This is a genomic window from Metamycoplasma hominis ATCC 23114 (assembly GCF_000085865.1).
GTDB classification, from domain to species: domain Bacteria; phylum Bacillota_I; class Bacilli_A; order Mycoplasmatales; family Metamycoplasmataceae; genus Metamycoplasma; species Metamycoplasma hominis.
Map to the genome: position 1 here is coordinate 580469 of NC_013511.1, position 25601 is coordinate 606069.

At 27.9% G+C, this 25601-nt stretch carries 23 protein-coding genes and 1 pseudogene; 20 read left to right on the plus strand and 4 right to left on the minus strand.

Annotated features, from left to right (window positions below):
• The first annotated feature begins 9 nt into the window (after nucleotides 1-9).
• From MHO_RS02605 to MHO_RS05805, 6 genes are all read left to right on the plus strand, one after another.
• Complete coding sequence (locus MHO_RS02605; RefSeq protein ID WP_012855740.1) at nucleotides 10-306, plus strand: hypothetical protein; 297 nt, start codon at nucleotides 10-12, stop codon at nucleotides 304-306.
• Nucleotides 306-1934, plus strand: a complete 1629-nt coding sequence (locus MHO_RS02610; protein ID WP_012855741.1) for a DAK2 domain-containing protein — start codon at nucleotides 306-308, stop codon at nucleotides 1932-1934. Before MHO_RS02605 ends, MHO_RS02610 begins: the two co-directional genes overlap by 1 nt.
• Nucleotides 1935-1943: 9 nt before the next feature.
• Nucleotides 1944-2951 (plus strand): phosphate acyltransferase PlsX, encoded by a 1008-nt coding sequence (gene plsX / locus MHO_RS02615; RefSeq protein ID WP_012855742.1) that lies wholly within the window; start codon nucleotides 1944-1946, stop codon nucleotides 2949-2951.
• The gene (gene rnc, locus MHO_RS02620) at nucleotides 2941-3636 is read left to right on the plus strand and encodes a ribonuclease III (RefSeq protein ID WP_012855743.1); all 696 of its coding nucleotides are present in this window, start codon (nucleotides 2941-2943) and stop codon (nucleotides 3634-3636) included. Before plsX ends, rnc begins: the two co-directional genes overlap by 11 nt.
• A gap of 21 nt (nucleotides 3637-3657) precedes the next feature.
• The gene (locus MHO_RS02625; protein ID WP_012855744.1) at nucleotides 3658-6594 is read left to right on the plus strand and encodes an AAA family ATPase; all 2937 of its coding nucleotides are present in this window, start codon (nucleotides 3658-3660) and stop codon (nucleotides 6592-6594) included.
• A gap of 258 nt (nucleotides 6595-6852) precedes the next feature.
• Nucleotides 6853-7158, plus strand: a complete 306-nt coding sequence (locus MHO_RS05805) for a Virulence-associated protein D (protein ID WP_012855745.1) — start codon at nucleotides 6853-6855, stop codon at nucleotides 7156-7158.
• A gap of 185 nt (nucleotides 7159-7343) precedes the next feature.
• On the opposite strand, the gene MHO_RS02635 is transcribed toward MHO_RS05805, so the two are convergent.
• Nucleotides 7344-8207 carry a leucine-rich repeat domain-containing protein gene (locus tag MHO_RS02635; RefSeq protein ID WP_012855746.1) on the minus strand — a complete coding sequence of 288 codons (864 nt, stop codon included), beginning with the start codon at nucleotides 8205-8207 and terminating at the stop codon, nucleotides 7344-7346.
• A 93-nt stretch (nucleotides 8208-8300) separates the two neighbouring features.
• On the opposite strand from MHO_RS02635, the gene uvrB reads away from it, so the two are divergent.
• From uvrB to MHO_RS05830, 12 genes are all read left to right on the plus strand, one after another.
• Nucleotides 8301-10271, plus strand: coding sequence for an excinuclease ABC subunit UvrB (gene uvrB, locus MHO_RS02640; RefSeq protein WP_012855747.1), 1971 nt, complete (start codon nucleotides 8301-8303; stop codon nucleotides 10269-10271).
• Between the two features lie 87 nt (nucleotides 10272-10358).
• Nucleotides 10359-10529, plus strand: a complete 171-nt coding sequence (locus MHO_RS05810) for a hypothetical protein (protein WP_158307334.1) — start codon at nucleotides 10359-10361, stop codon at nucleotides 10527-10529.
• A 272-nt stretch (nucleotides 10530-10801) separates the two neighbouring features.
• Complete coding sequence (locus MHO_RS05815; RefSeq protein ID WP_041359654.1) at nucleotides 10802-10984, plus strand: hypothetical protein; 183 nt, start codon at nucleotides 10802-10804, stop codon at nucleotides 10982-10984.
• A gap of 192 nt (nucleotides 10985-11176) precedes the next feature.
• Entirely contained in the window at nucleotides 11177-12652 is a 1476-nt protein-coding gene (locus MHO_RS02650) for a hypothetical protein (protein WP_143763824.1), read from the plus strand.
• 111 nt (nucleotides 12653-12763) lie between these two features.
• Nucleotides 12764-12991 (plus strand): hypothetical protein, encoded by a 228-nt coding sequence (locus MHO_RS02655; protein ID WP_041359657.1) that lies wholly within the window; start codon nucleotides 12764-12766, stop codon nucleotides 12989-12991.
• 12 nt (nucleotides 12992-13003) lie between these two features.
• Entirely contained in the window at nucleotides 13004-14959 is a 1956-nt protein-coding gene (locus MHO_RS02660) for a hypothetical protein (protein WP_012855749.1), read from the plus strand.
• A complete protein-coding gene (locus MHO_RS02665) occupies nucleotides 14950-15864 on the plus strand; it encodes a hypothetical protein (protein WP_012855750.1) in 915 nt (304 codons plus the stop codon). The genes MHO_RS02660 and MHO_RS02665 overlap by 10 nt, the downstream gene beginning before the upstream one ends.
• Nucleotides 15857-16621: a DUF6339 family protein gene (locus MHO_RS02670; RefSeq protein ID WP_143763825.1), complete on the plus strand. Its 765-nt coding sequence runs from the start codon at nucleotides 15857-15859 to the stop codon at nucleotides 16619-16621. The genes MHO_RS02665 and MHO_RS02670 overlap by 8 nt, the downstream gene beginning before the upstream one ends.
• Nucleotides 16622-17950 (plus strand): DNA adenine methylase, encoded by a 1329-nt coding sequence (locus tag MHO_RS02960; RefSeq protein ID WP_012855752.1) that lies wholly within the window; start codon nucleotides 16622-16624, stop codon nucleotides 17948-17950.
• A gap of 630 nt (nucleotides 17951-18580) precedes the next feature.
• Nucleotides 18581-20389 (plus strand): ATP-binding protein, encoded by a 1809-nt coding sequence (locus MHO_RS05820; RefSeq protein ID WP_049780790.1) that lies wholly within the window; start codon nucleotides 18581-18583, stop codon nucleotides 20387-20389.
• 36 nt (nucleotides 20390-20425) lie between these two features.
• Nucleotides 20426-20866: a hypothetical protein gene (locus tag MHO_RS05825; protein ID WP_012855754.1), complete on the plus strand. Its 441-nt coding sequence runs from the start codon at nucleotides 20426-20428 to the stop codon at nucleotides 20864-20866.
• A complete protein-coding gene (locus tag MHO_RS05830) occupies nucleotides 20867-21193 on the plus strand; it encodes a hypothetical protein (protein WP_012855755.1) in 327 nt (108 codons plus the stop codon). It abuts the gene before it with no gap.
• Between the two features lie 40 nt (nucleotides 21194-21233).
• Here MHO_RS05830 and MHO_RS05950 read toward each other — a convergent pair.
• The 3 genes and pseudogenes from MHO_RS05950 to MHO_RS05835 form a co-directional block, all read right to left on the minus strand.
• Nucleotides 21234-21988: pseudogene (locus MHO_RS05950) on the minus strand (DNA adenine methylase).
• The gene (locus MHO_RS05955) at nucleotides 21951-22079 is read right to left on the minus strand and encodes a DNA adenine methylase (protein ID WP_198407581.1); all 129 of its coding nucleotides are present in this window, start codon (nucleotides 22077-22079) and stop codon (nucleotides 21951-21953) included. Before MHO_RS05955 ends, MHO_RS05950 begins: the two are co-directional and overlap by 38 nt.
• Before the next feature lie 18 nt (nucleotides 22080-22097).
• Nucleotides 22098-24302, minus strand: coding sequence for an MYPU_1760 family metalloprotease (locus MHO_RS05835; protein WP_012855756.1), 2205 nt, complete (start codon nucleotides 24300-24302; stop codon nucleotides 22098-22100).
• A gap of 69 nt (nucleotides 24303-24371) precedes the next feature.
• Between MHO_RS05835 and rsmD the strand changes: the two genes are divergently transcribed.
• Complete coding sequence (gene rsmD, locus MHO_RS02705; RefSeq protein WP_012855757.1) at nucleotides 24372-24926, plus strand: 16S rRNA (guanine(966)-N(2))-methyltransferase RsmD; 555 nt, start codon at nucleotides 24372-24374, stop codon at nucleotides 24924-24926.
• A 51-nt stretch (nucleotides 24927-24977) separates the two neighbouring features.
• The gene (gene gmk, locus MHO_RS02710; RefSeq protein WP_012855758.1) at nucleotides 24978-25601 is read left to right on the plus strand and encodes a guanylate kinase; all 624 of its coding nucleotides are present in this window, start codon (nucleotides 24978-24980) and stop codon (nucleotides 25599-25601) included.

Sequence of the window (25601 nt, forward strand, 5' to 3'; positions counted from 1 at the left end):
AGTAGGCATATGATATTAGCGGAAATAAAAAATTTAATTAAATCTTCAATAAGTATTATTCCAGGAATAGTTGATTTTGTTGAATTAACTTCAACAAATAATATAAATATTGAAAATGATGGTTTAATCATTGAGGAAGATCCACAAAATAAAAACATTATAAATATAACAATTGGTTTGAGAATAATGAGCAATTTAAGTGCTAAAAATATCGTTGAAGGAATATATGAAATCATTCCATATAACTTAACTTCTTACGATATAAAATTAGGAACATTAACAATATATATTAAAGGAACTAAATAATGAAAATTATTACAGGAAAAGAGTGAAATAAAGCCGTATATAATGGTTCGATAAACATAAATAACAAGAAAAACGAAATTAACGCTTTAAATGTTTTCCCTGTACCTGATGGTGATACAGGAAGCAATATGTCATCCACAATTTCTTCTGCATGTAATTCTGAATGCTTAGAAGACGATTGCAGTATTGAATCAGCTTCGAGAATTGTTGCTCAAAATATGTTAATGTCCGCCAGAGGAAATTCTGGCGTAATTTTAAGTCAAATTTTTAAAGGTTTTTCTAACGGGTTTGCATCTAAAAAGTCTGCGAATGCTTTTGATTTAGTTAATGCTTTCGAAATGGCTGCTAAATCAGCTTATGGTGCAGTTTTAAAACCTGTTGAAGGAACTATTTTAACTGTTATTAGAGAAGTTTCTGAAGGTTTAAAAAACCAAGTTGTGGTTGATACTACTATTGAAGAAGTTTTTGAAATTGCTGTTAAATTAGCAAGAAAAAGTTGTGATGGTACTCCTAAATTATTAAAAATATTAAAAGAAGTAGGAGTTACTGATTCGGGTGGTGAAGGTTTATATGCAATATTGCAAGGAATGAGCGCATACTTTAGTGGTAATAAAGTAGAACCTATTGTTGCAGAAGAGTCGGTTGAAAAATTTATTTCTGATGAAGAAGTATATGAAGGCGAATTTGGATATTGCACCGAATTTATTTTGGAATTATATAAACCAAAAAAATTCGACAAAGATTATTTAGTTCGTAAACTAGAAAAAATTGGTAATTCAATGGTTGTGGTAAATGATGACAAAATTTTAAAAGTTCATATTCATACCCCTAAGCCCGGTGATGTTTTAAATAGCGTAAATTCTTTGGGACAATTTGTAAAAATTAAAATAGATAACATGACTTTACAAGCAAACAATAGCAAGAAAACTGCAAAGAAAAAACAAGCCGAAGCGCCAAACAATGTTGAATTAAAAAATAGCGCCATTGTTTCGTGCAATACAGGCCAAGGAATCGTAACCTTAATGAAAGAAAACGGTGTTTCATATGTTGTTGATGGCGGTCAAACAAATAATCCTTCAATTCAAGATATTGTTAATGCAATAAATGCGGTCAATGCAAAAACGGTATTTGTATTGCCAAATAACTCAAATATAATTTTATCTGCTCAACAAGCCGGCACAATTATTAGAGATAAGAATGTAATTATCATTCCAACTAGAAGTCAAGTCCAAGGATTAAATGTTGCATTGAATTATAGTTCTGAAAATAGTGATGAAGAAAATCACGAATTAATGAGCAATAGTTTAAAACATATAAGATATGGAGAAATTGCTGCCGCTATAAAAGATGCTAAATTAAACGGAATAAAGGTTAAAGCATCCGATTATATGGTTATTGTAGAAGGAAAATTACAAAAAACATCAAAGAGTCTATTCAACGCAGCACAATTATTAGTATCAGAATTAGTTTCGGATGATAGTCAAGTAGTAACAATAATATATGGCCAAGATGTTTCGGAAAATGATGCGCTAGAATTACAAAATTATATTGAAACAACATACGACCTTGTTGTAGAAATTTATCAAGGTGACCAAGGAATTTATCCATATTTAATCTCAGTCGAATAGGAAAAAACAATGAAAAAAATAGTATTTGATTTATTGAATAATGATAATGGCGAAGAACAAGCGATTTTGGGTGCAAAAAGATTTTTGCAAGAAAATTCAGATTATTTTTTAATTTTGGTTGGTCATGAACAACTTATCAAGAAACATTTATCAGATTACATTGATAGGATTGCCATAATTAATAATGAAACAATTGTACACATTGAATCTAGTCCAAGAGACGTATTAAGAACTCAAAATTCAATGCTGGAAGCTTTTAAACAACTCAACGAATCAAATGCAGATGGAATATTGAGTAGTGGAGATAGTGGCTCGTTAATAACATTATCATCATTGAAAGTTAAAAGGCTTCTTGGGATTGAAAGACCGGCATTCATGCCAATTCTACCAACAACAACGGATAAAAAAATGTTATTAATAGATGCGGGAGCAAACATTGAAATCAAACCAGAATATTTAAGCCAATGGGCTATGATAGCAAGTGAATGATATTCGATATTGTTTGGAAGCAAAAAGCCAATAGTAGGACAATTAAACGTAGGCGTCGAAGAATACAAAGGTTCTGAAATAACAAAGAATGCTAAAAATATATTAAAAGAAGTTTCTAAATCTGCTAATTTTGTTTTTAATGGTTATGTTGAAGCAACGAATGCCATTAATGGAGATATAGATATATTAGTGGTTGATGGATATGGTGGAAATGTGTTTCTAAAAACATTAGAAGGAACCTTTATTGCTTTTTCAAAATTATTGAAAAATATTTTATTAAAAAATTGAAAAACAAAATTAGCGGCATTAATTTTAAAAAGGCATCTAAGGGAATTTAAACAAAAATTTGATTATAGAAATACAGGTGGAGCATTTATTATTGGGCTTGAAAAAATTGTTGTAAAGGCTCATGGGGGAAGCGACGAATTAGCATTTTATAATGCCCTTAACCAAATAAAAATAGGTATAGAAAACAATATTTCAACAATTTTAAATAAGAAATTCAAAGAGGCTGATAATGAAGATTAATTTTGAAGAAAATTTACAAAATGCATTGCTAAAATTTGGTATAAATTTTCAAAAATTAGATGAACAAAAAAGACGTTATTTTTGTAATGCCTTTACTCATAGTTCATACAGCAACGAACATAAAAATTTAGAAAGTTATCAATATTTAGAATTTTTAGGTGACTCAGTTTTAGGTTTTGTGGTTTCTGATTTCATTTTTGATAATTATAAAAATTTCGGTGAAGGAAAGGCAACAAAATTAAAAAGTGAAATTGTTGACAAAAATGCGCTTGGATTCTTATCGAAATATTATGGTTTTCCAAATTGTTTGAGAACAGGTAAAAGTGCATTTGCAAACGGAAAAGGAATTAAATCAGATTCTGATCTAATTGAATCATTCATTGGCGCTTGTTATAAAGCCTGCGGTTTGAAATTTACTAAAGAAATTATTTATCATTTTATTGACAAAATATTAAAAAAATTTCACAATTCAATCAATGAACACCCTAAAACAAAATTGCAAGAACTTGTACAAAGCAATTGAGGTTGTAGGCCTAGATATGAAGATCAAGCCTTAAATAACGGCAAATTTGAAAGTAAGGTCTTTATTAACAATAACTTATATGGTGAAGGTATAGGTCAAAGTAAAAAAGAATCCCAAACAAAAGCAGCAAGTGATGCTTTAAAAAAAATGGCAAAAATTTAATTTGGAAGGAAAGAAGTATTTATGAAGTTAATTCAAGTTGAAGCACACGGTTTTAAATCATTTGCAGATAAAGTAACCCTAAAATTTGACGGTGGAATAGTTGCAATAATAGGACCAAATGGGTCAGGAAAATCAAACATAAATGATGCAATCAGATGGGTGTTAGGTGAAACTAGTTCCAAAGTGTTGCGTGGAGATACAATGGAAGACGTTATCTTTTCAGGTTCTAAAACTGAAAAAGAAATGGATCGAGCAGAAGTAATTTTAACATTTGACAATAAGGATAGATCTTGTGATATTCCATATGATGTTTTTACTATCTCTAGAGTATTAACTAGGGGAAATGGTTCAAATGAATATTACATTAATGGTGAATTAGCAAGGCAAAGAGACATTAAAGAAATTGCAATGCAAAGTGGTATTTCAAAATCAAGTTTAGCAATCATAGGTCAAGGAACTATTTCTAACATTGCCGAATCTACTCCTGAAAAACGTAGAGAAATATTTGAAGATGCTGCTGGAACTTCAATGTACAAAAGCAAGAAGATTGAAGCACAAAGAAAATTAGAAAAAACCCAAGAAGCATTGGAACAAATTTCAATATTAATTCAAGAACAAGAAAGACAATTAAAGCCATTGCAACGTCAAGCTGAAAAAGCAAAAATTTATAAAACGAAAGCAGAACAATTAAAAGAAGTCGAAGTAGCATTATTGGTTCATGATTTCATGGATTATTCAGATAAATTAGAAAAATTAAATGTTGAGGGGCAAGATTACAATCTAATTAAAGAAGAATTAGAAACTAAAATAAGGGTATACAACGAAGCAAGTGAACAAAAAAGCAAGTTTGTTTTGGAATTAGAAAATAACATAAAAAAGATAAGCGAAAGATTAAGCGAAATTAGCGAAGAAATTACGACCCTAGAAATAAGAAACGCAAAAGAAGCAAAACACCGCGAAATGCTTTTAAGTGGCGAACTAACTATATCCCCAAAAGAAAAATTAGCAGCAATGAAAGAAGAATTGAATGCATTAAATACTAATATTTTAGGGTATAAGACATTCTTAGAAACTAAAAAGAAGGAATCTGAACAATTATCTCAATCAGCTTCAATTAGATCAACAAAAATAAATGATATAAAACGAGAATTATCCTTTAAAAAAGAAGAACTTAATAAGATAAAATCAAAATTAGATGTTATTGAAGAAATAAAATCTAAAAAGACAAATTTGGCTAAAGGAACACATAATATTGTTGAAAACTCTCATTTATTTAGGGGATATAAAGCATTGGTTAGTGAATTAATTGAAGTTAATGAAAAATACGCCTTAGCTATTGAAACAATTCTAAGCTCCGCTATGCAACATATAGTTGTTGACAAACCAGAAACAGCAGTTGAAGCAATCAATTTCTTAAAATCAAATAATGGAGGTAGAGCAACTTTTATTCCTTTATCATCAATTAAACCAAAATTCGTTCCTGAACAACATATTGTTGTTGCTCAAACCCAAAAAGGTTTTCTAGGAATTGCTTCGGAACTTGTTTCTACAGAGGAACAATATAATGTTTTAAAGAAATTCTTACTAGGCAATGTTTTAGTTGCAGATAACATTGAAAATGCAAATAAATTATCTAAATTGCTAGAAACTCGTTACATGGTCGTAACGCTAGATGGCGACATCATAAGAGTTGGTGGAGTTCTTTCAGGAGGACAAGCAAGTCAAAACGTTTCCACATTAGCAGCTGATGAACAAGTTAAAAAATTACAAGACCTTATTCCAGTAATTAATGCAAAAATTTCACAATTATCAAACGAGTTGTTTGAATTAGAAAAAGATCAAAATAAAGAAACATCATTATTGACAAATATTTCTCTTGAAAGAGCAAAGATTGACAACTTATATAGAACAACATTGGATAAGTTTGATTCATTGCGTGAACAATATCGTAGTGCTTCGCAAGAAGAATATGAAGCAGAAAACAATAAAAAAATTGATATAGTAGCAGCAATTCAACAGTTGATGCTTGAAAGAAGTGATTTATCAGCTAAAAAATCATCTCAAGAAGATATTTATCATAATCTAAAACAAGAATTACAAAATCTTACCAATCAACGCTTTCAAGTTAGTGAAGAATTAAATAATTTGATTAAAGATAACGCTAACAAAATAGCAGAAAAAGCAAAAGCAGAAACAATTATTCAAAATGCAAAACAAAGATTGTCAGAACAATATGGAATGCTATTTGAAGTGGCAAAACAATTTTATAATCCAGATATAGATTTTGAAGTAGCAAGAAAAACAGTTGCTGATTTGAAATTAGATATAAGAGAGTTAGGGCACGTAAACCTTGATTCAATTAACCAATTAGAAGAACTTGAAACAAGATATAAAGAAGTAAAATCTCAAGAACAAGAAATAATTTCAGCAAAAACCACCATTGAAGATGCAATATCAGAAATGGATAAAATTATTATTGAAAGAATGACGCAAACAGTTACATTAGTCAATGCCGAATTCAAGCATGTGTTTGCAAAAATGTTTGGCGGAGGTATGGCTGAAATAAGATATACTGACCCTGAAAACATTCTTGAAACAGGAATTGACGTCATTGCTCAACCTCCAGGAAAATCTATTAAGAATTTAAAATTATTTAGTGGGGGTGAAAAGGCACTTATAGCTATTTCATTACTATTTTCAATATTAAAAGCTAAGCCATTGCCATTGTGTATCTTAGATGAAGTTGAAGCAGCACTAGATGAAGCAAACGTAATAAGATTTGCTGAATATTTGCATACTCTAAAAAAAGATACCCAATTTATAGTGATTACTCACCGCCAAGGAACAATGGAAAGAGTAAACAAACTTTATGGTGCAACGATGCAAAAAAGAGGGGTTACAACATTTTTTGCAGTAAATCTTTCAGACGCAAAAAAGGCAATTGAAAACAACAATTAATTTTTTAAAAAAACGTTAGCTTAAAAAAGAGCTAGCGTTTTTTTAAAATTTATTGCCAACTAACGTTTTTTATTAATTAATTTTTAGTAAGTTTAAATATAAAAAGAATTTTATTAATATTTTTGATATTAAAACCTAAAAACGCAATATTTTCAATATTTTTTAGTTAAAAGTTAGATAATTTTTATAGTGTATTGTTAAACAAATACCATTTATGTCAATGACTAATGTTATATTACAATAAACAAGGAGAGCCTTATGTACGGGTTAGTTTTTTATTTAGATAAAGAAATATTAAAAAAAGAATACTCAGATAGTAATCATAAAGAAGCTTATGAAAAAGTAAGAGATATATTGAGGCACTACGGATTTCATTGATTATCAAATAGCTTTTATTTCTCGAGGTCAATTAATAATTTATTACAAGTCTATAAAGCAATAGAAGAATTAAAGACAATTTCGTGATTTATTAAATCATTAGTTAGCCTACACATTTTTAAAATGGAAGATTTATCAGATTTTACTGAATATTTAACAGGCGAAAGTGAAAAAATAGAAGAATAATTAAAAAAACTTGTAATGTATTAAATTGCAAGTTTTTTAATTAATTGTAGTGAATCTTTTGGATTAAAATTAAATAAAAGGCAGCAAAAGATCTCGAATGAACAATATTTTTTATAATTAGTTTATTGGAATATTTTAATATTTAAAAAGTAGCAATTGTGCTACTTTTTAAAATTGATAAATTATTAGTTTAATTTATATAGATGATTTGGGTTTTCCTTCAAAGCTTTTTCTAAAAACGATTGAATATCATTGTTTTCAATTTTAGAAATAAGAGTTTTAGCAGCTGATTCCCCCGCACCAATAAAGTCAAATGATTCAGGACTAAATGATTTCATTGTTGAAGGAATTTCTATTGTTTTTATTTGATTATTTGCCAAGGCTCCGCTTTCAACTAATTCAATGTTTTTTAAGTTTATGCTTGTAAGCTTATTTGAAGCAAAAACACCTTGTGTAAGAGTTTTTAAATAAGGTAAATCTTCTAAATTTACAGATGTAATGCCACTGTTTGCAAAGGCTTTTTGTCCTAACTTATTTAAAGATGCAGGCAATTGTAATTTTTTAATATTTGTATTTGAAAAAGCTTCAGCATCTATTTGAGATAAGTCGTTGCATTGAGAAAAATCTACTTCTTCTAGGTTACTTAATCCATAAAAAGCACCTGCGCCAATTGATTTTAAGGTTTTTGGCAAAATAATTTTTCTAATATTTATTTTTTTGTTGTTATTTGAAGAATTAGTTGTAACTAATGTTGATAATTCAGTTGGTAAGCCAGCACCATGGTCTGCCAAATTTTGCATAACTAGATAAGAAAATGATCCTGCGGGTATTGAAGTTATATTGGTTTTTGATAAATCTAGCAACCCTGATTCAGCAAATCAAGTTTGATTGTGATTGGATGAGTTCTTAGGGTCTTTTAGTGGGCCTTGCACATGATTTAGAGCAAAAGCATTGAACTTTTCTCCTCCACAAGATATTGCTGTTAATCCAGCAATAAATGGAGCAACTAAACCAAAGCCTAAAAATAAAAATTTTTTGTTCTTTTTCATAGTCAAAATTTTACCATAATTTTGTTATTTTAGTTTTTTATATTAAATGTCAAAAATAAATTACTTAATTTATATAATTAAATTAACAAAATCATGGAAAAGTTTAAATTAGTTTCAAATTATAAGCCAGCCGGCGACCAACCTCAGGCAATAAATGAATTGGTTCATGGTGTTTTAGAAGGAAAAGAGCATCAAGTTTTATTAGGCGTAACTGGTTCAGGAAAAACATTTACTATGGCAAATGTCATTAATCAGTTAAATAGGCCTACATTGGTTATAAGCCATAACAAAACATTAGCAAGTCAACTTTATAGTGAATTAAGGGAATTATTTCCCGAAAATAGAGTTGAATATTTTGTTTCGTATTTTGATTTTTATAAGCCAGAAGCATACATTCCTAAGTCTGATTTATATATTGAAAAAACAAGTAGAAACAATAAAGATTTAGAAGCAATGAGGATGTCTGCTCTTAATGCGCTAAGTATTCGAAGAGATACTATTGTTGTTGCATCTGTTGCTGCAATATATGCTGAATTTAATCCTAAAGAATATATTCAAAGTTTTATGCCTATTGAAAGCCATATGAAAATTAAGTTACGCGATCTTTTAACCAAGTTGGTTAATTTAGGTTACGAAAAACACAATGGCGATTTATCTTCTGGACAATTTTTTAATAAAGGGGAAGTTATTGAAATTTGCCCGGGATATACTTCGGAAAACAATATTCGTATTGAGATGTTTGATGATTATATTGAAAGAATTTCATTAATTAATCCTTTAACAAAGTCAATAGTTGAAGTGTGTAAGTCATTGACTATTTTTCCCGCAACTACCTATAACGTAGAAAAAGGTTATATTGAAAATATTTGTAATAGCATTGAAAGTGAATTAAAAGAAAGGGTTGCCTATTTTAAATCACAAAATCAACTTTTGGAAGCCCAAAGGATTCACGATAAAACTTTAAATGATATTGATTCATTAAAGGAATTTGGTTATGTTAAGGGTATTGAAAATTACGCTCGATATGTTGATAAACGCGAACCCGGACAAAAACCATACACAATATTCGATTATTTACCAAAGGATGCAGTAATTTTTGTTGATGAAAGTCACCTTATGATTCCTCAAATAATAGGAATGTACGAAGGAGATCGTTCTAGAAAAGAAACATTGATTAAATATGGTTTTAGATTACCTTCAGCCTTGGATAATAGACCCTTAAAATTTAATGAATATGAAGAATATAAATTTCCAAGAATTTATATGTCAGCAACCCCAGGTGACTATGAAATAAATAAAGCCAATGGTGAACTAGTTACACAATATATTAGACCAACAGGTCTTTTAGATCCCATTATTGAAATACATTCAAAAGAAAATCAAATTCAGGACATTCATGATTTATTAAAATTACAAATAGAAAAAAAAGAAAGAACTTTAATTTTGACTACAACTAAAAAGAATGCTGAAGAGCTTTCTTTGTATCTTTCTGAATTTAAAATCAAAAGCGCATATATTCATGATGGGTTTAAAACCTTTGAGAGAAATGAAATCTTAAAAGGTTTAAGAATGGGAAAATATGATGTTGTAATTGGAATTAATTTATTGCGTGAAGGTATTGATTTGCCAGAAGTCAGTTTAATTTGCGTATTGAATGCAGATTCTATGGGGCTAATGCGTGATGCTAGAAGTTTGATTCAAATAGTTGGCAGGGCATCTAGAAACGACCATGGAAAAGTAATATTTTATGCCGATAATATTACAACCAGTATGCAAAAAGCAATTGTTGACAATGAACATAAAAGAACATTACAAATTAAATATAATAAAGAACACAACATTACTCCTAAAAGTATTATTAAACCAATACCAGCGCCTATTCAAGGCAGTATTTTATTAGAAGATAATAAAGCAATAAAAGAAGCCAATAGAACTATTCATAATAAAAAATATATTGATAATATGATTAAACATATGAAAGAATTAGCGAGAGCAAAAAAATACGAAGAAGCTATTGAAATAAGAGATTATTTGATTGAATTAGGTGTCGAATTTGATGATTAACAAAAGGACTTTGTCGTCCTTTTTTAACCATTTTTTCGTTGCTTAAAAACATAAAAAAATAAAAAAAGAGTTATTTTTTCTTCAATATTGAAAACTGTTTCTAATAAAAGAAAGATTTGGAATAATGGATATATTGCTAATAAAGTATTGCCAAATTTCAAATATACTGGTGACACTCTTAAAGTTTTTGAATCTAGATATAAAGCAGTTAGAAAATCTTTTGCCGAATTGGAAGAGGAACTAAAGAATAATCAATAAAAGTCAGAGGTTTTCTTAGAAAACATTTTAAATTATCTACCAGAATCTGAGTTTGATTTAGTTATGTTTTCTCCGCCGTATCCATTTGCTGCTTATTTTGTTAAATACAATAGGTTGACTTATTATTAGTTTGGCTGGGTGTTGATACTAAGGCTGTAGAAGAGCAGAATCGCGTACTAAAAGAAGCAGAGAAATGCTAGTGAGCAATTTTTGAAGAAATGGAGATTATATAAGCATATTTTCTCGCTGATTAAGAAAAAGGATATTTTTGTATGGCTGTTGTGGATACATACAGACAAAAGGAAAAAGTCTCTTTTGTTGAATGGCTATATGATATATTTCAAAGCAATGGTTCGGTTTTGTTTTCTGATGAAATCAGAGACATTCAAACTCAAACAATGACCCAAAAAAGAATTCAAAAAGAGCATAAATTGGTTTTTAAGAAGGCGGTTTAAATGGATAAAAAATTCATTTTTCAAAATATGATAATTTAAATGCTTTAGACATTGAAGATAAAACTTGTGGCTGTAGATGATATAATTTCAATATATGCAAGTATTATGAGATAAGTCTTGTGCATTTGGTAACAATGAAAAAATATGTTTAACTCTACCAAGAGGATGGGAAAAACTTTTTAAAGTTGAAGAGTGAGAGCAAAGAAAACAAGTAATTTTGTAAAATATTGAGGTAATTTTATGGATGAAAGAGTGATTGATAAATACAAGATACATTTTATTAATGATAAAAGATACTATGAGTTTGATATGACTAATTTATTACCATCTCTTGATGAAACTATCCCTTATTATTTTAAGTATGATGATATTGAGATATATTCTAATTCTTGGAATAGAATGACGCTTAGTATATTATCTGCTTTGGATAATAAAAATCATAAATCGAATGATGAATTATTGATGATACATTATTTTTGGACCAAGACAGATATATTCTCTTCTGAGAAAAGAACTAATTATACACCATTTAGAGATTTGTACTTGAATACAAATCATACATCTGCACATGCAATGATGAATATTCAAGGATTACTTAAAGCCTATAATATTCCATTAGAAAAATGTTACTTTTTAATAAGACGACATATTTCTGCTGAGCCAGAAGAAGTAAAAAAAAGCATAAGAGCTGATACTATTTTTGCATTTTCACGTTCTTTACAATTAAAAGGATATTCGAGTGATAGGATAGGAATAATAGTTTCTAATTTTCGAACAATTAATGAGATATTATCTAAGGTAAGTCCAGGTTATAATGATTTTTTCTTATTTGATGATTACTATTATTTTACGAATTATAAAGCTAAACTAGTTGAGTGGTTAGAAAAAAGACATTATTCCGAACAAGATAAAACTTATAGGGCAGTTAAAAGATGTTTAGATTTATTAGATGATTTTTATAAAAACAAAAATTTTTATAATGATCTTTCGAATACAATTATTACCAATGAGACAATCAAGTTTTTGGGTGATGAAATTGAAAACTTATTTTTATCATTAAACACCGATGTAATTGTATCTAATAAGTTATATGCAAGAATGAGAATGGTGCATTATGAACTACTTAAAAGCATTAACCAATTGAATAATCCCAAAAGCATTTATAAGTTAGCAAGTATCTATTTTGGGAAAAAATATTATTTTAAAGAACCTTTTATTAGCAGAGATAAAAGTGCAAACTTATCAAATGATGAAATAATTTATTCATACGCTTATACAATGGATGAGATTTCAATCTTAAAACTAAATCAATATGCTGATAAAATGCAGCTAAAAAAACTTGATAATTATCTTTTGCTTTTTGAAGATGCTTCAGATGAGTATATTCAAATTGATGAATCAAAACTAATAAAAAAAGATAAAATCGACATAGCTCCAGCTGTTTTAGATAAAATTGAAAAAGAATTATTATATTATCTTGATAGCTTTGGCAGTATAGATAGCGAAACATATGCTGGCTACAATTCAATGCCTTCATTAAATGTAAGTTGGAATAAATACTTATTATTAGGATTGTGTAGAACATATTTTAATGAATTAATTTCTATAAAATATAATCGAAAACAATATAAAAAAATTACCTTTAAATTAGAATTAAAACAAAAATAAAACGTCAAATTTACACAATAGTTGAAAAATATTACGAAAATATTGCAAAATTATTGTGTTTTTTCTTTTTATTGACTATAATATAAGAGAAATCAATGAGAGGTATAGGATATGAAAAATAAAAATGATAATTTTAAACGTATATCTGAAAACAGAGTATCAAAGATTTTGGCTTTACTCTCTCAGTTAACGAATCTTAGTAATTCATCTTTTTATGAATATACTGATGAGGATATAGAGAAAATGTTTAATGCCATTTATGAAGAAGCAAAAAAATCAAAGGAAATATTGCTAAAGTCAAATGATAAAAAAAGAAAGAACAAAAGGTTTGAGTTATAGGAGGTAACAAATATGTCAGACAATAAGTGGAGATTCCCTGCAAGTAATCATGGTGAAAAAAAAGGTATTAGTAGTGGCGATACAGAAACATTTAAAAAGGCGCCTTTCCAAGCGTTCGCGAGAGAAATCTTGCAAAACTCTATTGATGCTAGGTCGAGTGATGAAGAACCAACTAGAGTTGAATTTTATCTTTTCAAAATAAAAACAGATGATATTCCGGGCAAACAAGAATTATATGATGCTATAAGACGTTGTAAAGAATTTTGATCTTATAAAAAGAATTATGTTGATGAGTATGATTCTATGATGAAGTTACTTGAATCAGAAAACATATGGTGTCTTCGAGTAAGCGATTTCAATACTACTGGCTTAATAGGTGTAGAAACCACTAAGCAAGAGAATAATAAGTTTTTAGCATTAGCAAAAGGAACTGGTGTTTCAGAAAAAAGTGGTGTAATGGCTGGCGGTTCAAAAGGTGTAGGTAAAAATGCAGCGTTTTTAATGTCTTCTTTGAGAACAGTTGTTTATTCTACTAGAAGTAATCAAGATATTGATGGTAATCCTGGAGTCTTTAAAGGCTCTATAGGTGTTGCTGAGCTTGTGTCTGGATATATTGATGATATTGCTATTGAGAATAGAGATTATACGCAAGGTACAGGATATTTTAGCTGCGATGATTTAAACGGCGCGATAGATAAAGTATATAATTTGGATTGTGATTTTACTTCAAGAAATAGTGAATATGGAACTGATATTTATATTATAGGGTTTAATAACGAAGATAATTGGCAAAAAGAAGTTGTTAATAGTTTGTTGGATTCATTTATGGCAACCATAGTCAGAGGTAAATTAGAAGTTAACATTGATGGAAAAGAAATAAATAGGGATACTATAAAGGAAATCGTATATGACAATTCTATTATCAAAAAAAGTAATCGTAGTAATGTGATTTCCCAATATCGATTATTAACTAATGAAGATGACAAAGTATTGCCATATGATATCGATACTGAATATGGAAATTGTGAATTATATATTTTACCATATGATAAATCTGAGGAAGATTTGGCTACTAATATGTGTGCGATGATTAGGTCCCCATTAATGAAGATTAAAGATGAAAAATTGGGACCCTGTTTTAGAGTTTCAGCTATGTGTATTATCAACGAAGGTACATTGGGTATTAAACTTAGAGATATAGAAAATGCACAACATACAAATTGGGAAGTAAACAGAATAAAAGATGTTTATGAAAGAAAAGAAATACAAAGTGTTATTGATAGTATAAAACAACAAATAAATGATAGTGTTATAGGTTGCTTAAAATTAGGTGATAATGAACCCTTAGATCCTAATGGTGCAGGAGATTATTTACCTGATGTTGATAATGGTGGTGATTCAAGTTCTGGTGCTAATGGAAAGCAAAAACCAATTGAAAATGTATCTATCTCAAAACCAAAAACCAATAAGGTAGTAGAAAAAAATACTAACCAAGAAAATGACAACGGTGATGGTTTAGAACCTGATATTGGAGAAGTTAATGATAATATTGATGGTGATGTTCAACATCCTATTGGTACAAATGATAAATCAAATGAAGGAAGACACCCAGGAAGTGAATCTAGTGGTGAGCAAGAAGGCGAAAATATTGTATTTAAACGTGCTAAATTATCTGGTGTTAAATATAAAGTAATCTCTACTAATAAAAACGAAGGCAGATTAAGAATTATTTTTACGGCTCCAATTGATTTTGAAACTTGTTATTTGAATATTGCTTTATTAGATGATGCTAATAATTCTGTTGCAGTAGATATTGAAGAATTGAATTGTAATGGAGTTAATGTTTATAGTGAAGATAAAAAAGAATATGGCCCATTCAAAATAAGCCGTAATGATAAGATTATTTTAAATGTAAAGACTAATTTAAACGGCTATTTCGCTAGTGAGGTGAAAGTAATATGCAAGTAAAGAATAAAATATTTCCTTATCCTGTTTTAAATAATAATAAACTATATTCAAATTTTGGAGATTATTCATTTGAAATCATGTATGAATCTTCTGAGGATGAATATGCATATATTTTAAAAGATATTAAATTTTCAACTGAAAGTAAATTTATAAATGATTTGTACGATAAAAAATTGATTAAAGTTTTTTTAGTTGTAGAATGCTCTGATACTGTTTTTAGAAAAAAAATAGAAGTGGATAAGATATCTTCAACGATACGTCTTTATAAAAATGATTTTACAGAAAAGGTAGATATCTCGATGTTTGCAGTTGCAACAAAGAATTTTACAGTTTTTTCTAGTGAAGTTGACGAAGAGTATCAAGATATTGAATTTGAAATTGAAAAGTACGATATCTTATGTGCAAATGATGGATTTAATGTTAGATTTAAGCATGATGAATCAGAGAATAATTTAGTTAAATCGATTTTTTCAATTATTCCAAGCGATAGTATTAACGATGGTACATTTGAAGTTAATTGTGAGTTAGGAAAAAAGATTACTATTTCTATGTCTGACACTGATTTTAAAAATATGAATATAGTTAATACTGTTCCAACATATAAAGAAGTAGTATTTAATATGCTATTAGTTCCCGCATTAATTGAAGGTTTGACTTTGTGTTTGAAAACTGTTCAAGAAGGAACAGATGATTTAGATGATATTGGAAATAAATATATCTGGTTTAGAAGTATATTAAAGTCATATAAACGTTTACATGGAAATGATATTACAATTGATGAATTTAAAAGTTTATCGCCTGTTCTTTTAGCCCAACAATTACTAGGGAAACCACTGGGCGCAGCTTTACATAAGCTTGTTGTTGAAACAAATAAAATAGATGAAGGAGGAAATGATAATGAGTAAAATCAACATTAAAATGCTTTCAGAAGATGCTTTAGTATATTTAAAAGAAAACGCTGAAAGTATTGCAAAGAGAATTGCAGAAAATGAAGATAATTCTTGGATTAAAGATACCATTCCTCAATCTACATCACTATTTGTTGAAAAGAAATTACAAATTGAAGATTTTGATTTATTAGACAATCCTGAATCTGCAGATAAAAATATTGATTTTCAAAATTCTGTTAAAATATACGAATCGTTAAATGAACTTCCTAGATATATTTTATGCGACCAAAGATTCTGGCTTTGGCTTCACTTGGATAAGTTCTACAAAACAGTTAGAAATATGATGAAGATCAGAGGAAAGTCTACATTTACAGACCATTGGCTTCAATCTGGAGGAACTAGAAGAGGATTGATGTTTGGTGTACTATCAAGATGTTATTTCAGAGTTGCTTTAACAGTTGATGAAGGTAAAGCTAATAAATATGAATTAACAAAATGGGTAATTGAAAATCCAGAGAGATATAGAAACCTTACATGGCGTTCTTTTTCATCAGAAGAACATTTAGTTAGAGGCGTTTTGAAAGGTGAAAAGAAGGCGATTGATGAAAATCCAAAAAAGGAAGCAAATAATCTTTATCCAGAAATTGCTAAATATGTATCTATTATTGGAAGCGTTAGGTTGTTAGATTGCATATCTGAAGAAGATATAGAAAAGATGATTTATGATAAGATGATAGAATATATTAATAGCAGTGACGGAGATGAAAAGTAGATGAAACCTTTTGTAAAATGGGCAGGCGGAAAACGTCAAATTTTGAAAAGAATAAATGAGTTCATTAATGATTCTGTTGAACCTGGTTCAAGTTTTACATATTTAGAACCCTTTATTGGTGGAGGAGCAGTATTCTTTGATAAAAGACCAAAGAAAGCTATTATTAATGATCTAAATGAAGATTTAATTAATGCCTATAGAATTATTCAGTCTAATCAATATGAGGAGTTGATTAGACTTTTGGATGTGCACGCAGAAAACTATAGAAAAGAACCGGACGACTATTACTACGAGGTCAGAGCATGGGATAGAAATCCAACTAGATGGCCAAACGGTTATACAAATGTTCAAAGAGCTGCTCGTATGATTTTTTTGAATCGAACATGCTATAATGGATTATATAGGGTAAATAATAGGGGCGAATTTAATACACCTATTGGTAGATATCATAATCCTTTAATATGTGACAGAGAAAATTTAAAAGAAATTCATGATTATTTATCTTCAAAAGAAAATGAAATAACAATAATGAATGGCTCTTATGAAGAGTGTGTAAGATTAGCTAAAGATGGTGATGTTATTTATTTAGATCCTCCATATGATTATGAAGATGATGATGGCTTCACTAAATATCAAATGGCCGGTTTTTCATTTGAAAATTTCCGTGAATTAAAGAAGGAATGTGATAAAGCACTGAGTAAAGGTGCGTTTGTAATTATCAGTAATAATGCAACTCAAAAAGTTACAGAACTATTTGAGCAAGACCCTAAATATAAGATTTTTTATGATGTAAATAAGTTTTCAACATTAAGAACTATTAATTGTAATGGCACTGAAAGAAGAACTGGAAGAGAAGCTATATTCTGGGGAATGGATAATAATATTCCTTTTCCACAGGCAAATGATATGACTAAAATTATAAAACTTGTTATGGCTGATGAATCTGTGATTAATGATAAGGCAAAAGCCATGGAATTAATCCATGTTAGTACGACTAGACAAGTAGCATATTATTTCTCTGCACTTCAATTTTTAAAGTATTTAAAGCATGATAAGACATTTACTGATAGAGCAAATAGTTTGATGAAAAATAAAAGCAAAATCATTATCGACATTTATGATCAATTATTAAATAATGATATGTTCGGTAATGCTTATAAACAATTTAAAGATTCAAAAAAGGTAAATGTTGAAGTTATTAAAAATGAAATAAGAAAAAATAAGACTAATTTGGCGGACTCAACTGTAAATAGAAGAGCATCAACTATTAAGGCATGGGTTGAATGGATGTATACAATTGATGGTCGTATGCGGACGATTAAATCTTAATTGTTTTCTAAATCTAAAGACTAATTTCTTTATAATATATGATTTTTTCACGAAGATTTTAGCAGGTGATAAATATATGCGTTTAATAATAAAACAGAAGAGTTTATACATAAATTATTTAGCAAATATGAGCATGTAATTAAAAAATCTCATTTTGTTAAACAAAAATATATAAAAAATTGGTCCCATGATAAAAATAGGATTCTAGCATGTACGGATGGTGTGCCTTATTTTTTTACTACAACAGAAAATATATGCCGTAAACGTTATATGTATAAACTTGAACTTTTAGCAGACAATGAAAACAAATTAGGAAATTTTATTTTAAACCGTCTAAAGTAGTTAGAGATATTAATAATAACTTTCTTATTGAATGGCAACTTTAATTCGTGTTAATGAAAAATATTGAAGAAGCTATTGAAATAAGGGATTATTTGATTGAATTAGGTGTAGAATTTGACGATTAAAAAAAGGACTTTGTCGTCCTTTTTTTAACCATTTTTTTGTTGCTTAAAAACAGAAAAAAATAAAAAAGAGTTATTTTTTTTATCAAATTTTTAGTTTTTTTAACCAAAGCGTTTTTTTTTTTTTTTTAAGAGCAAAATTCTTTTTAAGGCAAGTAAGGGAAAAATGAAAAAAACCAATATAAAATGGAGTTTTTTTATACTGTTAGCAATTATTTTTATAATTGCTTTTTCCTTAATATTAACTAGCTGTGCCTCAACTGATCCTAGAGATGCCCATTTATATATTAGGGATGATAACTTTTATTACAATAGTAGTGCAAACATAACAAAAGTTAATTTTCAAGTAAGTTTTGAGAATAATTCAATATATAAAATTGTTAAGAATTCAATAACATTTGATTTGTATGATAATGGAAAATTTGTATTTCAAAACTCTTTTAATTGAGATATAAACATAAAGCCCTATAGTACATTAACAAAAGAATTATCGTTTTCTGTTAATGGAAAAGTAGATAGGCTTGAAGTATTAAATTGAGAGATAGTTAACGCTAGCATATGGCAAAGTTATAAAGCTTATTTCATAACCATTATTGTTATAATTTCAATATTACTAGTTGTTTATGCAATAGCACAATTGGGTTATAACATTAACGAAGGATGTGACCCTGAAGATTCATTTGCGGTAATTATTTGAATTCTTACTAGTGGTTGATGAAGTTTTTTAATTGCAATAGGTGTTGCAATATTACCTTATTTAATTTATTCAGGTGTTTGAAAAACTTGAAGTTGAGTACCTCCAATAATCATAGTAGGAGGAGTAGTTGTATTAATAGCGGCTTGTTTTTTAGTAAGTTTTATATATTTTATTATATTTGCAATTCATAACAGAAGAGTCGAAAATCAAGCGATTAGTTATAATTGCGATGAAGTAATGAACAAATACACTAAAAATCAATTAAATCAAGTTTATAAACATGTGCTCTTAGATATATGCAAAGCTTCTGAATTTAAAGTTGATGAAAAGATAAAAAAAGAAGAATTAATAAATTTAATTTTGTCAAGAAGACCAGATTTTAAAGAAAGCGACAACACAAAAAATCTTTCTAAACCAAACAACAATGAAATTAAACCATTATTAAAAAGCCCTCCTTCTAAAAAGCCGATGTTTGAAGACATTGTGGGTTTAAACAAAGCAAAAGAAGCGTTTATTGAAAAGATTATTCTTCCTTTCAAACACAAAGAAATATTTGAAAAGTTTAATAAAAAAATAGGTGGTGGCATATTATTATACGGTTTGCCCGGCACTGGGAAAACAATGTTTGCAGAGGCTACTTCTAATGAATTAAATGCTTTATTTATTCCAATAAAGTGTTCAGATATTAAAACTAAGTGATATGGTGAATCAGAACAAAAAATACATAAAATTTTTGAACGAGCAAGAAAGCAAGAAAAAGCAATAATTTTCTTTGATGAATTTGAAGCGATTGGAACTAAGAGAATGGACAATGCAATTAGTGAAGGCAACGACATAGTCCCACAATTGCTATCCGAAATGCAAGGAATTGATAATTTAAAAAATGAATCAAATATTATTGTTATAGCAGCAACAAATAAACCATGAATGATAGATTCGGCATTTTTAAGGCCAGGAAGATTTGATGAAAAAATTTATATTCCACTTCCTGACTACGAATCAAGAAAAAAGATGTTTGAAATTCAATTATCTTCGTTGCCAATTGCTGATAATTTCGATTTTGATTATTTAGCAAGCATAACAGAAAATTTTAATGGTGCCGATATTAAAGAAGTTTGTGAAAAAATAAAAATGAGTGCTATTAAAAAGAATATAAACAATAATCAAGAACATAAAATAGAAATGGAAGATGTAAAACAAATAGAAAAAGACATTAAATCTTCTGTTAATGTTCAAGATATTCAAAAATTAAAAGAATTCGAAAAAAATTTTTATTAAAAAATAATCTATATAAATTTTAAAAAGGAGAATATTATGCAGGTAAAAAATGCAAAAAAATTTGCGTTAGCTACTATAATATTATATTTTATTTGTGTAGTACTTTTAATACCAATGATTATATTAAATTTGATGCAAGATACAATAAAGGAAAATCTTTCTTTGTATTCGGCGATAGCTTTACTTTCGTTTGCATTAGAATATTTAGGAGCTGCTATAACGTTCATAACATTTTATATAATTACAATTGTAAATGGTTTTTATTATAAAGAAACGCTTGGATCAATATTAATGTGCGTAGGAATTATTGTGCCTATAGTAGGTATTATTGGAACATTTTTTGTTTATTTTAATCTTAAAAAAATACCGGTTGTTAAATTAACCACACCAAACGTTCAACCAACAGTTGGTAATCCAAATCCATCATGAAATGTCTCGGATAATAATGAAGACGAAGATATAGAAGAGGATGAATAAATGAAAAGAAATAAAATAAAAGAATCTCTAGCGATTGTTATATTGCTCCCTATTATTACTGCCTTGAACTTACTTTTTGTATTTACTAGAGGATGAATAATTGATTATAATGCATATCATAATACCATTCCTCTTTGATTAACTTTATTTTTAGCTTTAAATGTAGCTGTTTTAGTTCAATACATAGTTGTTATTGTTTATGGATTTAAATTGCCCAACAAAACAGGTGCAATATTAATGTGTACAGGAATTTTTTCATTTGTAATAGCATATGTTGGATGCATAATGGTTTATATTGAACTTAGGAACAATGAAGAATTAATTTAAAAATAAAAAATAGACTCGTAATTAAAAAGGAATTACGAGTCTATTTTAGAACCTCTTTATTAAAATTAGTAATGATTACCTCTTCGACATCACCTCGATTTTTACCATTTCTGTTAATGTTTCTTCTTGCTTTAATTATGTTAATATTAAAATCACTATATAAATTGCAAACAAAATCAGTTTTGTGATTACTTAATATTACATAAACGCCCTTTTTTGACAACTTTTTAAAAACATTAGCAAGTTTAATTTGTTCATTTTTTCCAAAGGTTTCATTTGAATAAGAAGTAAATGAATGTTTATTTTCTAAGGTATCATAAGGAGGATCAAAATAAACCAAGTCGCCAGCTTTTGCATCTTTTATTGCATCTTCAAAATTTAAATTTGTTATTTTGTAATCTACATTAGAAAAATATTCAAAAATAGAATCATAGTTTTCTTTATTATAGCAATTGACTTTTTCTTTCTTTCCTGATGGAACATTAAAAAACCATTTTTATTTACACGATATAAACCATTAAAACATGCTTTATTCAAATAAATAATTCTGGCAGCCTTTTCTTCATCAGATAAATTTTTATATTCGGGTTGTCTATCTAAATTTCTTATTTGATAATAGTATTCATTGGAATGCTTACTGGTATGAAGGTCTAAAAGTGATTTTAATCTATAAAATGATTCCTTCTTTGTAAAACACTTGTATGCTAGAACTAGTTCGTTGTTAATATCATTGATGCAAAAATTTCTAGGCAAGAGACTAAAAAGTAATGAACCCCCCGCCAATAAACGGTTCATAGTAGTTATTAAATTTTTTAGGTATAAAATTTAATAATTTTTCTAAAATTTGTGTCCTGCCACCTGCTCATTTTACAAAAGGTTTTATCACTTTTTTCCTTCCTTAAAATTAATTATATCTTTTAAATTCAAAATTAACTTCATCATTGTTATTTACTAAATTTAATGAATAGATTAGATTTTTTGTAGTTTGTTTTTCTGTGTCGTATCATTCCATTGTTTTTCTAAAATTTGTTACATTACGTTTGTTGTTTTGTTGGTGGGTTCAATATCCGTTGTTTCCAAAGGTTAAAAAATAAGAATTGTATAAATCAATAATTTCGTTAATTAATAATTTTGCTTTGGGCGAATTAGTATTTTTTATTCCTTCTATCAATTGCACAACTTGTTCATACAATGATTTATCTTTGTCATATTCAACGTTTGCAAATAATGATAATTCCTTCATTTTTTTATCTAAAATATTTTTGCTTGAAACAATGCTTGATATTTCATCTGATTCAATTTTATTATTATTATTTTTATCAACTCAAAGTTTTAGATTTAAATAGTTATTTTGATTTGTATAATCTTTTATTTCATTAATTCCAATTGAATCAGAAAAATATGAAACATATTCATAATTTTTAACATTATTTGAATATATGCTTTCTTCATTTAGTAGATTTTTTGAATAAATTTCATTTCATTTGCTTTTGGCAATAAAGTTGTATTTTGAAGTATGAATTCTAAGTTTTAAAGGATTTTTATTTTCTTTTTGAAATAGTAAATAGGTTGGATATTTTGCTTCCTTGCTATTTGAATCTATTAATGAATTTTCTAAGTTTAGAAATCCTCCAATATTTATGTTTGAATATTGAGAGTTAATATTGCCATTATGATCAATATATCAACTACTAATATCAGAACCCATATAACTAATAGGTTGACCAAAACCCATTAAATCAATATATGCCTTTAACAATGCCTTTACTTGTTGATTTGGTTTATAAATGTATTTTCCTTGCTTATTTCTAAACAAGAATCTATTATTAATATTTTTATAATTTTTTAATTCATCATCAAATACTCAATTGGCTGAATATATTACATATTTATTATAATAGTTGGCAATCATTTTCAGTGTGTCATCACCAATTGACGATAGAAAAATATCATCATTTTTTAATTTATAATATAAGAAATTTAAAGAATCATCCAAAGTTAAATGACCGTCAAACATTTGAAAATTTTCATGTGCTGAATACGAAAGTTTTACTAGTTCTCTTGCAAAAAGTTCTTCAAATGAAAACAAGTATTTTATTTGATCAATATTAGTAGAATTTGCATAATAAACTGTGTTGTTTGTTGAATTATTAAAATAAAAGTTCTTATTGTTTAAAATGTTGTATTTTTCAACTTCTTTGTTTGTTAAGGCGAGGTTAGCTAACTTGAATAAGTCATATTGACTGAATTTTGAATAAACTGGTATTTCTTTGTTTTTGGGATTAAATAATTCTTTATTGACTAAATATTCATCGTTTTGCATTGAACCATCGTAGTTTAGCGTTTTTCTAAATTCGGTTAAAAATTTGTTGTTGTTTCCGTTAAATTTATTGATTATTTTGTTTAGTTCAGGAGTTGCTAATTTATAGCTTAAATCATTATTGGCAAACTCATCATTTTCTCTTATACTTCGGTTGTATGTATTATCAATGTGGTGTGCGTATTCATGAAATAAAGTATTAAAAACTAGCTCAACTCTCTTTTGCAAACTTCATGATAGGACTTGTTTTGTTCCCCCAGAGATAAAATGATTTATTTGAATAAAAATGTCAAAAGCTTGTGGCAAATAAACACCATTAACATCTTTAATATTCGAAACATTAGGTATTTTTTTATTTATATAAACATGATTTAAACCATTAATTTCAGGACCATAAAAGCCTCTTTTTAAAAACTCTAAATTCAATAATTTTCTTCCTTCTTCACCCAAAAAATAAATAGGTTCATTATTTTTTGTTAAAGCAAAAGGATATTCAAAAATACTTAAATTTCCATATTGATAATTCTTGTTCTTTAATTGAACATTGTTTTTGGCAATTGTTTTTGCATTGAAACTTTGTAGATATCTTTCTTCATTTGGCATTGAATAATTTTTATTTTTTTGGCCATCAAATAAACCTCCGCCATTGCCATTTGAATAATTAACATAATTAAAAATGTAATATATTACGACGCCAATAATACCTGCCGTTAATATAAAAGCCAAGATTATAATAAATATTGCCCATTTTGGTAGAAATGCTTTTCTACCTTGTTTTTGCTTGCTCATTACTAAACTACACTCCTAACTAATTTTAATAACTAATATTTTATAATTTTAATATTATAATTAAATAATATGTTGAGAATAATAGCGGGAAAATATAGATCCAGAATTCTAAAGCAACCTTCCAAGACAATAACAAGACCAACAATCGATAGAGCGAGGGAGGCAATATTTTCTTCAATTCAGTTTAACATTGAAAATAAGAAAGTTTTAGATTTATTTTCAGGATCGGGAGCATTTTGTTTAGAAGCTCTATCAAGGGGTGCAAAATTCGCGGTATGTGTTGATAAAAATGCTGAGGCTATTAAAATAATTAAAGAAAATCAAAATAGTTTAAAAGAACCAAATTTAAAAATTTTTAATATTGATGCATTGAATTTTTTAAATAATAATGTTGAAGTATTTGATTATATTTATTTAGATCCCCCATTTGTTGAAAAAAAATTACTAGTTGAATGTTTAAACAAAATTATTGATAAAAAATGTATTGATAAAAGTGGGACAATGATAATTGAAACAGATTGAGAAGACTTCAATTATAGCTATTGCGGTTTTGAAATAACTAAAAGCAAAAAATATGGTAAAATTTATTTCTACTATATTAGCAATATAGATGATATGGATTAATGAATATTAAACATTTTAAAATCTTATCAACTTAAGATTAGGAGTTTATATATGAGTAAAAAATTAATAATATTTACAGGACCAAGTGGCGTTGGAAAAGGAACAATTGAAAAGCCCTTATTTGAAGATAAAAGTCTAAAGCTAAAATTGTCAGTATCAATGACAACGAGATCACCACGAGAAGGAGAAATTGATGGTGTACACTATTACTTTGTGTCAAAAGATACTTTTAACTCTTGCTTAGCAGAAAATAAGCTAATAGAATATTCAATGCACTTTGATAATTATTATGGAACATTATATTCAGAAATTGAACGTATTAGTGAACAAGGAAAAATTCCATTTCTTGAAATTGAAACTAATGGTGCTAAACAAATTTTAGAATATTATAAAAAACGTAACAGATTGGATGAAATTTGTTCAATATTTTTAATGCCTCCTTCATATGGAGAATTAAGAAAAAGAATTGAAGGTCGCAATACCGAAACTGAAGATCTAATTATTAAAAGAATGAAGAAAGCAAAAGAAGAAATAGGCTATTCTACAATATTTCATCATGTGATAGTTAATGATGATCTAAATGTAGCACTTGAAGAAATCAAAGAAATAATCAGATCAGAATTTTCAGATATTATAAACAAAAAAGAAGTTGCAAGTGAAGGTAGAAAGGCATAA